Below are 11,358 nucleotides of genomic sequence, written 5' to 3' on the forward strand. Positions count from 1 at the left end.
GTCGGTCAGGGGGGCCGACAGGATCAGGTGCCGTTCTCCACCCCCCGAACCGGTGGCGGCCCAGGGCTTCTCCGGCAGGACCGCCTCAGTCTCGGGGAGGACGACCGGCTCCATCATCTGGCCGAGGATCCCGTCCCCGAGGATCATCACCGGGTTGCGGTACTTGTCGGCCAGCTCATAGGCCAGCGCGGCCAGGCCGGCCATCTCCTGGACCGAAGCCGGGCCGAGGACGATCAGGTGGTAGTCGCCGTGCCCCCCACCCTTGGTCGCCTGCATGTAGTCGGACTGGGCTGGGGTGATCCGGCCGAGGCCGGGGCTCCCCCGGGTGATGTTGACCACCAGTCCCGGGAGCTCCGACGAGGCCATGAAGGACAGGCCTTCCTGCATCAGGCTGATCCCCGGGCTGGACGAGGAGACCATCCCCCGCCGGCCCGAGGCGGTCACCCCGTAGAGCATGTTGATCGCCCCGAGCTCGCTCTCGCTCTGCAGGAAGACGCCGCCGACCTCCGGAAGGCGGGTGGCCATGTATTCGAGGATCTCGTTCTGCGGGGTGATCGGGTAGCCGAAGTAGAATCGGCAACCGGCCCGGACGGCCGCTTCGGCCAAGGCTTCGTTGCCTTTCATCAGGACGCGTTCCAATTCAGCTCAGCGCCTCCCATGGGTGAGTGTCTATGGGTGTACCGGGGTGCCCTCGAGCCGGGTGGCCCGGCGGTAGGTTGAATCAGCGAGAGAGCCAGCCGAAAAGGCCGTGGGTGATCGTCTCCCGGTTCAGTTCGGCCAGGGCCCTGGTCAGCGGGAGCTGCTTCGGGCAGGCCCGCTCGCAGTTCTGGGCCTTGCCGCAATCGGTGATCCCGCCCGGGCCCATCACCGCCCGCAGTCGCTCGGCCCGGATGGACTCCCCGAGGGGATGGGCGTTGAACCGCCTGACCTGGGCCAAGACCGCCGGCCCGATGAAGGGCGAGCGGCCGTTGACCTGGGGGCAGGCCTCCATGCAGCAGCCGCAGGTCATACAGCGGGACAGCTCGTAGGTCCAGGCCTGTAGGCTTGGCGAGACCCGGGGCCCCGGGCCCTGGTCGTGGCTGCCGTCCATCTGGATCCAGGCCCTGACCTTCTTGAGGCTTTCGAAGATGGACTGCCTGTCGACCATCAGGTCGCGGACCACCGGGAACTTGGTCAACGGCTGCAACACGATGGGCTGGGTCAGGGTCTCCACCAGGGCGCTGCAGGCCTGGCGGGCCTGGCCGTTGATCAGCATCGTGCAGGCCCCGCAGACCTCCTCCAGGCAGTTGCAGTCCCAGACGACCGGGACGGTCGCCCGGCCCCGGGCGTCCACCGGGTTCTTCTGGATCTCCATCAGGGCGGCCACGATGTTCATGTTCGGGGCCGCGGGGACCGAGAACTCCTGCCAGTATGGACGGGAGTCCGGGCGCTCCCGGCGCCTTATCTTCAAGAGGATGGCGGCCGGCTCAGCCACGCTTGGTCGCCTCCTTGTCGACATCGTACTTGCGGACCCTGGGGACGATGTGGCGGGTATCGACCGGCTCGTAGGATAGTTGCGGCCCGTCCGGCGTCCGGGTGGCGATGGTCGTCTTCAGCCAGTTGGCGTCGTCGCGGTCGGGGAACTCCGGCTTGTAATGGGCGCCGCGGCTCTCATTGCGGGTCAGAGCGCCGAGGGTGATCACCCGGGCCAGCTCGATCATCCCGGCCAGCTGCCGGACGTAGGGGATGACCTGGTTGGTCCAGTGGCCGGAATCGGCGACGTTGATGTCCTTCCACCGCTCCTTGAACTCGGCCAGCCGGTCGAGGGTGGCCTCGAGGCGGTCGTTGTGCCTAACGACGGTGACGTTCTCGTTCATCACCTCGCCCAGCTCACGATGGAGCTTGTAGGGGTTCTCCGGGCCGGAGGTCATCCGGGCGATCGCTTCGTCCCGCTCCCTCTGGCGCTTGACCTCGCCCTCGAAGAGCGAGGACGGGGCCTCACCCGCGGCCTCCTGCCGGTTGATGTATTTGGCCGCGGCCGGCCCGGCGACCATCCCGCCGTAGATGGCCGAGAGCATGCCGTTGCCGCCCAGGCGGTTGGCCCCGTGGTACTGGAACTCGCACTCCCCGGCGGCGAAGAGGCCGGGGATGTTGGTCATCTGGTCGACGTCCACCCACAGGCCGCCCATCGAGTAGTGGACGGCCGGGAAGATCTTCATCGGCACCTTCCGCGGGTCCTGACCGGTGAAGAGCTGGTAGATGTCGAGGATGCCCTCCAGGCGCCGCTTGACCTCGTCCGGGTCCATGTGGGACATGTCCAGGTAGACCTGGCTCTTGCCGTCGATCCCAAGGCCCATGTCGACGCAGACCTTGAAGATAGCCCGGGTGGCGATGTCCCGCGGGACCAGGTTCCCGTAGGCCGGATACCACTCCTCCAGGAAGTACCACGGCTTGCCGTCGCGGTAGGTCCAGACCCGGCCGCCCTCGCCCCGCACCGACTCGGAGATCAGCCGGTTCTTGTCGGCTCCGGGGATGGCCGTCGGATGGACCTGGATGAACTCACCGTTGGCGTATTTCACGCCCTGCTGGTAGAGGGCGGCGGAGGCGTAGCCGCTGTTGGAGATGGAGTTGGTCGTCCGGCCGAAGATCAGTCCCGGGCCGCCGGTGGCGATGACCACCGCTCCGGCCGGGAGGGCCCGGATCTCCATCGTCCTCAGGTCCTGGGCGACGATCCCCCGGCAGCGCCCGGCGTCGTCGATGACCGCCGAAAGGAACTCCCAACCCTCGTAACGGATCACCCGGCCGGCCGCCTCCATCCGCCGGACCTGCTCGTCGACGGCGTACAGCAGTTGCTGGCCGGTGGTCGAACCGATGAAGGCGACCCGATGGAACTTCGTCCCGCCCAGGAGCCGGAGGGCGATGAGGCCCTCGGGGGTGCGGTTGAAGGGGACCCCCATGCGGTCGAAGACGCGGATGATCCCGGGGGCCGCCTCGCACATCCCCTTGACCGGGGTCTGGTCGGCCAGGAAATCACCGCCGTAGATGGTATCATCGAAGTGTTCCCAGGGGGAGTCGCCCTCCCCGAAGGTGTCGAGGGCGGCGTTGATCCCCCCCTGGGCGGCGGCGGAGTGCGACCGTTTGCTCGGCCCGAGGGCCAGGAGGTCGACCTCGAGGCCGGCCTCGGCCGCCTTGAGGGCGGCCATCAGGCCGGCCAGCCCGCCGCCTACGACTACGAGTCTTGGCTTCATGTCCTCTCTCCTAATCTCAGATCAGGGCCATCGACGCCCGGGAGATGATGACCGCGAAGACGACGCAGACCACCGACAGGACACCGAAGGCGGCCCACAGGAAGCGGGCCAGGGAGGCCTGGGCCTTGGGTCCGGTGACGATCCCCCAGTCGAGGCAGAAGCCCCACAGGCCGTTGAGGAAGTGGTAGAGGGCGCAGATGGTGGCCAGGGTGTAGATGGCGGCCAGGAGCGGATTGGCGAAGATGACGGCCAGGTCGTTGAAGGTGATCAACTCCTTGGCCAGGTAGCTGTGGAGGCGTAGGGTCCAGAAGTGCCAGCCGACAAAGACGAAGGTGGCGAGGCCGGTCAGGCGCTGCAGGACGTAGGCCCAGTTACGGCCATACGGGTAGCGGACCAGGTTGACCTGGCCGGTCAGGGTGACATAGAGCCCGTAAAGCCCGTGCAGAGCCAGGGGCAATAGGATCAGTCCGAACTCCAGGACCAGCAGGAACGGTAGACCTTGGAGGAAGCGGACCTGGGCGTCGAACTTGGCGGCCCCGATGACCATGAGACTGTTGGAGACGAGGTGCTCGGCCAGGAAGAGCCCCAGGGGGACGACGGCTAGGAGCGAGTGGATCCGGCGGAACAGGTAGTTGTTGGCGAAGACGGGTATGGTCATGATCACTCCCGGCTTTCTGAACCGGGCCGGCCGACGGCCGCCGGGAAGAGGGCGGTCAGTTGCCTCAGGTGGGTCAGCCCGTCCAGGTTTCGTGAGGCTTCGATCAGTCCCTCGGCGGCGGTCGGCCCGATCACCGGACCGGCCAGGGCCCGGAACTTGTCCTCCAATTCGCTTGTGGAAACCGGGTTCTCCGGGTCGCCCCGCGGGTCCTCGACGCTCCCGGTCAGGGTTCGGCCGCCCCTGGTCCTGATGGTCACCCGGGCCGGCCACCTGGCCGGGTGGATGGCCTCAAGGGCCGGGTCGGCCCGCAGTTCGACGCGCCCCATGGTCTCCCTGATCCGCGGCTCCCAGAGGCCGGCCTCGGAAAAGTCGGCCAGACCGGCCGATCCCCGGTGGATGGCCAGGGCGACGCAGAAGGGCAGGCTGAACTTGGCGCTGTAAACGGTAGTCGGCTGATGATCGGCGGTCACCCCGAGGGCCACCGAGTAGGTCTCGACGGTCACCGAGGCAACGTCGGCGGGGTCCAGGTCGCGCCCTTCCATCGCGGCCAGGACGGCGTCGATGGCCGGGTGGGTGTGCCGGCACGAGGCGTGAACCTTGAAGGAGACCTCCTCCAACTTGTACGGCGACCCGAAGCCCGCGGTCACCTTCTTCGGGTCGAAGGCGGCCGCGGTGGCCACGAAGAAGCCCTTCTCGCCCTCGAGGATCCGCGCGGCGGAGGTGAACCCCTGCTGGGCCAGGAGGGCCGAGAGGACCCCGTTCATCGCCGCCTTGCCCGGATGGAGGTGCTTGGACATGGCCCCGTCGGCCAGGAACTCCCAAAGCCCGGCGGCCTGCGTCCCGGCGCTGCCCAGGGCCGAGGCGATCCCCTCGGCCCCCAGGCCGAGGAGCTTGGCGGCGGCCGCGGCGGCTCCGAAGGTCCCGCAGGTCCCAGTGGTGTGCCAGTACTTGTAATGCGACGGCGTGACCGCCTCGCCGATCCGGATGACCGCCTCGTAGCCGGCGGCCACGGCGGCCAGGAAGGCCGGGCCGTCGGCGTCGACGAGTTCGGCCACGGCCAGCGCGGCGGGGATGACCACCGCCGCGGGATGGCTGATCGAAGCCCGGTGGACGTCGTCCAATTCGACCACGTGGGAAACGGCTCCGTTGTAAAGGGCGGCGCTGGTCACCGGGAGCTTGGGGCCCCCGACCAGGCTGGCCTGGGGCCGCCCCCCCAGGGACTCGACGACGGCCAGGACCATCCGCCCGGGCGGGCTGGGGCTGCCGGCGATGGCCGAACCGAGCCAGTCGAGGACGGCTCGTTTCCCCGCCTCGCGCAGGGCGGCCGGCAACCTCTCGCCCTTCAGGCCGTCGAGGAACTGGGCAAGCTCAAGGGTCAGTGGTCGTTCGATGGTCTATTCCCCGCTTCCCCGGCGGCCCCCGCGGGGCCGCCTCGGGTCACTTCCCGCTCATCCTTCGCCCTCCAGTCATCTCATCCGGACAGGGCCGGCAGGGTGATGCTGTCCTTCCCCACCCGGTGGACCCGCCCGTCTTTGATCACCAGTTCAACCCGGCGCGCGGCCGTGATGTCCTCGAGCGGGCAGGCCGACAGGACGATCAGGTCGGCCCGCTTGCCCCGCTCGATCGTCCCGATCATCCCGTCCAGGCCGAGGAGCCCGGCCGACCCGACGGTCCCGATCCGCAGGGCCCCGTAGGGACTGAGGCCGACGTCCACAAACCGCTCCAGTTCAGCCTGGAAGTCGCCGTGGCGCCCGGCCGGCGAGCCGCTGTCGGTCCCGGCGGCCACCTTGACCCCGGCCCGGTGGGCCGCCAGGAAGCGCTCAACCTTCACGTCCCAGGCCCGGCGGACCATCTCGATCAGTTCGGGGGCGATCTTGTACTCGGCCCCATGCTGGATCATCTTCCAGTAGATCGAGAAGGTCGGGTCGATGTAGACGTCCCGCTTGAGAAGCATCTCGATGGCCTCGTCATCGGGGAAGGAAGCGTGCTCGACCGAATCGATCCCCGCTCGGACAGCGTTCTTGATGGCCACGGCGCTGTGGGCGTGGGCCGCCGTGCGCTTACCGGCCTTGTGGGCCTCCTCGATCCCGGCGGCCATCTCGTCCTCGTTCAGTTGGGCCGCCCCGGGCTGCTCGCCGACTTCGGCGAAGCCCCCCGAGGCCATGAACTTGACCCAGTCGGTGTGGGCCTTGATCTGCAGACGGGCCGCCCGTCTGACCCCGTCCCGCCCGTCGGCCTCGCAGCCGAAGAACCACCCGTGACCGCCGGTCATCCCGATCATCTGCCCGCCGGCGACGACCCGCGGGCCGTGGATCAGCCCGGCCCTGACCGCGTCGCGGACGGCGACGTCGATGTGGTCGACGCCGCCCGGGTCGCGACAGGTGGTGACCCCGGAGAGCAGGGTCACGAAGGCGTTGTTGACCGCGTGGATGGTCCGCTCCTTGTCCGTCCGGGCCACTTCCTCGCTGATCAGGGCCCCGCTGTAGGTCAGGTGGCAGTGGGCGTCGATCAGGCCGGGCAGGACGTACTTCCCGGTGAGGTCGATGACCTCGGCGGAAGCACAGGTCCCGGCCCCGGCCGCCTCCGCTCCGAGGGCGGCAATAAGGCCGTCCTCGACGACCAGGTCGGCAGTTCGAGGATCGGCCTTGACCGGGTCCTTCATCGTGATGACAGTCCCGTTCCTGAGGATGAGCATCTGGGCGATCAGTCCTTTCTCGACGGCTCTCGGTCGGCCGGCGCCGGCCGGCGGCTCAACAGGCGCCGACATGGACCTCACCCGCCTTCATGACCGCCTTGACCTCCCTGACGGCCAGCTGGTCCTCGAGCGGGTTGCGGGCCAGCCCGACCAGGTCGGCCTGCTTCCCTGCCTCGACGGTCCCCTTGGACGACGAGAGCCCGCAGAGTTCGGCCCCGTTGCGGGTCAGGGCGCAGAGGGCTTCCATCGGAGCGAAGCCGCCGTCGACGAGAGCCTTCATCTCGGCGGCCGGATCGGCGTGGCAGCCGTCGCCGCCGGTGGCCACCTTGACCCCGGCCTTGTGGACCTTGGTGATGGTCTCCAGGTACTGGCCGGCAGCCTGCTTGGCCTTGACGTACATCGACTCGGGCAGGCCCGGCGTGCGGAGCAGAAGCGGGAAGACCCCGTAGGTGACCACCAGGTAGATCCCGCGGTTGGCCATCTCGGCCAGGTCGCTCTCGGTCAGCCAGGTGCCGTGCTCGATGGAGTCGATGCCGAGCTCGATGCACTGGGTGGCGGCCGGCCCGCCGTAGGCATGGGCGGCGATCTTGATCCCCAGGGCGTGGGCCTCGTCGATGGCCGCCCTGATCTCCTCCGGTCTCATCTCGGCCTGCCGCGGGGATGAACCCTCCCCGGCGACGCTGCCGGTGGCCATCAGCTTGGCCCAGTCGGCCCCGGCCTTCCGCTCGAGGCGCACGGCCACGCGCATCCCCTCGGCCCCGTCGGCCTCGTGGCAATAGGGCCACTCGGGGTAACCCGTCCGGACGATCATCTGGCCGGCGACCTGGAGGTCCGGCCCCTTGACCAGGCCCACTTCCAGGAGCCGCTTGATCTTGCAGTTGATCGAGTTCTTGGCGCCGAGGTCCCTGAGGGTGGTGATCCCGGCGGCGAGGAGGCGGCGGCAGTTCCGCACCGCCCGGGCCGTCAGGTAGATCGCCCAATCCTCCCTGGGGTCGGTGGAGTCGTCGAAGTCCATCGTCAGGTGGTCGTGGCAGTCGAAGATGCCGGGGATGACGACCAGGCGGCTCCAGTCGAGGAGCGTGTCGCCGGCCTGCGGGGGCCGGAGGCCGGGGACGACCTCGGCGATCTTCCCATCCTGGGCGACGACGGTCTGTGAGGGACGGGCGTCGGCCCCGGTCCCGTCGATCAGCACGCCGCAATGGACAAGTGTCTTGGCGGTCACTGTGCAGTCCCCCTCATCTGGGATTAACGGCGCATCTTCGGGTCCATCATGTCCCGGAAGCCGTCACCAAGCAGGTTGAAGGCCAGGACGGTGACGAGGATGGCCAGGCCGGGGAAGGTCGTCGCCCACCAGGCGTCGCGGAGGAACTCCCGGGCGGTGCTCAGCATGGCCCCCCACTCGGGGGTCGGGGGCTGGGCGCCCAAGCCGACGAAACTCAGGCCGGCCGCGTTCAGGATGACGAAGCCGAGGTCGAGTGAGGCGTTGACCATCGCCGGGGCCAGTGAGTTCGGCAGAACGTGCTTGAACAGGATGGCCAGGCTCGGCAGACCCTCGGCCCGCGCGGCTTCGACGTATTCCATCTCCCGGACCTGGAGGACGACGGCCCGGGTGACCCGGGCATACCACGGCCACCAGATGATCGCCAGGGCGATCATGGCGTTGTTCAAGGACGGGCCGAGGCTGGCCGAGATGGCCAGGGCCAAGATCAATCCGGGGATGGATAGGAAGACGTCGGTCAGGCGCATCAGGGTTTCGTCGAGCCACCCGCCATAGAAGCCGGCGATTGCCCCGACCAGGGCGCCGAAGGGGAAGGTGACGATGATCACCCGGACGCTGATGGACAGGGAGATGCGGGCGCCGTAGATGATCCGGCTGAGGATGTCCCGGCCCATCTCGTCGGTGCCCAGGAGATGCTCGCGGCTGGGCGGCTTGAGCCGGTTGGGAAGGTCGACCTGCAGCGGGTCGTGGGGAGCCAGGACCGGGGCAAAGATGGCCACGAGGATGACGAGGAGCAGGATGACCAGCCCGACCCGGCTTAGGGGACTCCTGAGCAAGTACTTCATGTCGTCACCTCAGCCTCAGTGGACTTTGATCCGCGGGTCGATGTAGAAGTAGAGGACGTCGACCACCAGGTTGACCATCACGTAGACAACGGCGATGAAGACGGTGAAACCCATCACCGCCGGAAAGTCGAGCATCTGGATGGCCTGCACGGCATAGCGGCCCATTCCCGGCCAACTGAAGACGCTCTCGACGAGGACCGAGCCGCCGAGGGCGTAGCCATAGACCATCCCCAGGACGGTGATCACCGGCAGGAGCGCGTTCCTGAGGGCGTGCTTGTAGACGACGATCCGCTCGGCCAGCCCCTTCGAACGGGCCGTCCTCACGTAGTCCATGGAGAGGGCCTCGAGCATGCTCGAGCGCGTGTTCCGGGTGACCATGCCGATGAGGGCGGCGCCCAGGGTGACGGCCGGCATGATCAGGTGCAGGAGGGCCTCCCAGAAGGTGGCGAACTTCAACTGCAGGAGCGAGTCCACCAGGAAGAGCCCGGTGATCCTCCGGGGCGCGTCGGCGAAGATGGACAGCCGTCCGTCGCCGGGGAGGATCCCCAAGAAGACGTAGAACACCATCAGGAGCATCAGGCCGAGCCAAAACGAAGGCATGGCCACCCCGGACAGGGCGACGAACCGGCTGACGTGATCGGGCAGCTTGTCCTTGCGGTAGGCCGAGATCACTCCGAACGGCACCCCGAAGACCATGGCCAGGACGACCGCCGTCGTCCCCAGTTCGAAGGTGGCCGGAAAGGAGTTCAGCAGGTCCCGGGCCACCGGCCGGCCGGTCTGGAGCGAGTCACCGAGGTCGCCGCGGGCCAGGTCCCGCAGGTAATAGACGTACCTGATCGGCCAGGGCTCGTCCATCCCGAGCTTGTGGCGCAGAGCGGCGATGATCTCCGGCTTGGCCTGGGCGCCGGCCATCATCTGGGCCGGGTCGCCGGGCACCGCCACCGAGATGATGAAGGTGAGCAGGGTCACTCCGATCAGCACCGGAATCAACAAAGCCAGCCGCCGGAGCACGTAGTTGAGTAGCCTCATCGGCTAACCTCATCCCTTCTGTTCCCCTAAGGGTCGCTGGCGAGCGCGGGAAAAGCCGGTCGACATCAGCGGATCGGGGGACCGGGGTGGGCCGACCCAACGGCGGGCCCACCCCGGATCCATCGTGCCAGGTTCGACTTACGTCATCATTCCTTGGACATCTGCTCCAGCGGGAGGGCCCAGTTGCTCATCGGGTTGAGGACGTAGCCCTTGACCCACTTGCGCATCGGGTTGGCCGTGTAGGCCTGGGCGATCGGGATGTAGGTGGCGGCCTTGTTGGTGATGTCGGTGATCTGCTTGTAGTAGCTCTCGCGCTGGGTCGCGTCGACGGTGCTCCGGGCCTTGATGAGGAAGTCGTCGACCGTCTTGTCCTTGATGAAGGCCCAGTTGTAGCCGGGGCCGGCGTTCCCCGAGTAGAAGAAGTACCAGCAGTTGTAGTCGGGGTCGGCGTAGTCCGGCGTCCAGCCGCTCATCCCGAGGGCGAAGTCGCCGTCGCTGAGCTTCTTGTACAGGGCCGGCAGGGCGTACTCGCGGAGGCTGATCTTGATTCCCGCCTGGGCCGCGTCGGACTGGACCTTGGTGGCCACCTTCTGCCACAGGGCGATCGGGCCCATCGACAGCTCGAACTCGATGCCGTTCGGGTAGCCCGCTTCCTTCAGCAGTTTCTTGGCCCCTTCGACGTCGTGGTTGAAGCGGAAGGCGTTGGCGTCGTAGCCCATCAGGCCCTTCGGGATGCCGCCCAGGAGGCGCTCGGCATGGCCGCCGTAAATGTCCTTGATGATGCTGTCATAGTCGATGGCCATCGACAGGGCCTGGCGAACCTTCTCGTTGTCGAAGGGCTTCTTCGAGCCGTTGGGGATCAGCCGCAGGATGTCCATGGTCGGGCCTTCGGCGATCGCGACCCCATCGGTCTTCCGCAGCGCTTCGATGGTGTCCCAATCGAGGAAGCGGCCTTCGATCATGTCGATCTCGCCCTTTTCGAGGAGCATCCGCTGGGTGGAGGCCTCGGGGACGATCCTCAGGACTAACTTCTTGATCTTGGACTTCGGGCCGAACCACTTGTCGTTGCGGACGAAGACGCCGTCCCCGTTGGGGGTGAAGGTCTGGACGACGTACCGACCGGAGCCCATGCTGTTGGTGGTCAGGTAGGTCTCGCCGATCGGGTCGGACGAGGTGTACTTGTCCTTGATCTTCGGGTTGATGATCAGGCCGGCCGGGGTGGCCAACATGGCCATGAAAGCCGGAATGGACTCCTTCAGGTTGAACTGGACGGTGCTCTGGTCGATCACCTTGACCGTGTCGTCGAAGATGATCCCCGACCAGGAGCTGGCGGCCAGTTTCCCGACTTTGATGATCCGGTCAAAGCTGAACTTGACGGCGTCGGCGGTCACCGCCGACCCGTCGGCGAACTTCGCGTCCTTCCGCATGTGGAAGGTGAACGTCTTCGCGTCGGGGGAGGCTTCCCAGGTATCGGCCAGGGCGGGCACGATCTTCGTGCTGTCGGCGGCGTAGGTGATCAGGCCGTCATACAGCAAGGAGATCAGCCGGTTCACCGCGTTGCTGCTGCCGTTGGCCGGGTCGAGTTCGGGGGCTTGGTTGGCGGTCGCGTAGATGAAGGTATCCTTGGCCTTGGCCGAAGGTTGACCCCCTCCAGACTTACAGCCGCTGACGAAGACACTGGACAC

At 67.5% G+C, this 11,358-nt stretch carries 10 protein-coding genes; all 10 read right to left on the reverse strand.

The genetic code is table 11. The features are described from left to right. The coding region (locus VGL40_04265; GenBank protein ID HEY3314479.1) for a 3-methyl-2-oxobutanoate dehydrogenase subunit beta at positions 1–639 on the reverse strand (639 nt) is incomplete at its 3' end. An 82-nt stretch (positions 640–721) separates the two neighbouring features. Beyond that, positions 722–1,474 carry a succinate dehydrogenase iron-sulfur subunit gene (gene sdhB, locus VGL40_04270; GenBank protein HEY3314480.1) on the reverse strand — a complete coding sequence of 251 codons (753 nt, stop codon included), beginning with the start codon at positions 1,472–1,474 and terminating at the stop codon, positions 722–724. Beyond that, positions 1,467–3,227, reverse strand: coding sequence for a succinate dehydrogenase flavoprotein subunit (gene sdhA / locus VGL40_04275; GenBank protein HEY3314481.1), 1,761 nt, complete (start codon positions 3,225–3,227; stop codon positions 1,467–1,469). The genes sdhB and sdhA overlap by 8 nt, the downstream gene beginning before the upstream one ends. 16 nt (positions 3,228–3,243) lie before the next feature. Next, positions 3,244–3,885, reverse strand: coding sequence for a succinate dehydrogenase (locus VGL40_04280; protein ID HEY3314482.1), 642 nt, complete (start codon positions 3,883–3,885; stop codon positions 3,244–3,246). 2 nt (positions 3,886–3,887) lie between these two features. Continuing rightward, positions 3,888–5,276, reverse strand: a complete 1,389-nt coding sequence (locus VGL40_04285) for an MmgE/PrpD family protein (GenBank protein HEY3314483.1) — start codon at positions 5,274–5,276, stop codon at positions 3,888–3,890. Positions 5,277–5,356: 80 nt separating this feature from the next. Beyond that, positions 5,357–6,652 carry an amidohydrolase family protein gene (locus tag VGL40_04290; protein HEY3314484.1) on the reverse strand — a complete coding sequence of 432 codons (1,296 nt, stop codon included), beginning with the start codon at positions 6,650–6,652 and terminating at the stop codon, positions 5,357–5,359. Further along, complete coding sequence (locus VGL40_04295) at positions 6,636–7,802, reverse strand: amidohydrolase family protein (GenBank protein HEY3314485.1); 1,167 nt, start codon at positions 7,800–7,802, stop codon at positions 6,636–6,638. The genes VGL40_04290 and VGL40_04295 overlap by 17 nt, the downstream gene beginning before the upstream one ends. A gap of 23 nt (positions 7,803–7,825) precedes the next feature. Then, the gene (gene nikC / locus VGL40_04300) at positions 7,826–8,644 is read right to left on the reverse strand and encodes a nickel transporter permease (GenBank protein ID HEY3314486.1); all 819 of its coding nucleotides are present in this window, start codon (positions 8,642–8,644) and stop codon (positions 7,826–7,828) included. Between the two features lie 15 nt (positions 8,645–8,659). Beyond that, a complete protein-coding gene (locus tag VGL40_04305; GenBank protein HEY3314487.1) occupies positions 8,660–9,673 on the reverse strand; it encodes an ABC transporter permease in 1,014 nt (337 codons plus the stop codon). Between the two features lie 146 nt (positions 9,674–9,819). Beyond that, a partial coding sequence (locus VGL40_04310; protein ID HEY3314488.1) for an ABC transporter substrate-binding protein occupies positions 9,820–11,358 on the reverse strand: 1,539 nt, incomplete at its 5' end.

The sequence above is a fragment of the Bacillota bacterium genome (assembly GCA_036504675.1).
Taxonomy (GTDB): domain Bacteria; phylum Bacillota; class Sulfobacillia; order JAJYWN01; family JAJZPE01; genus DASXUT01.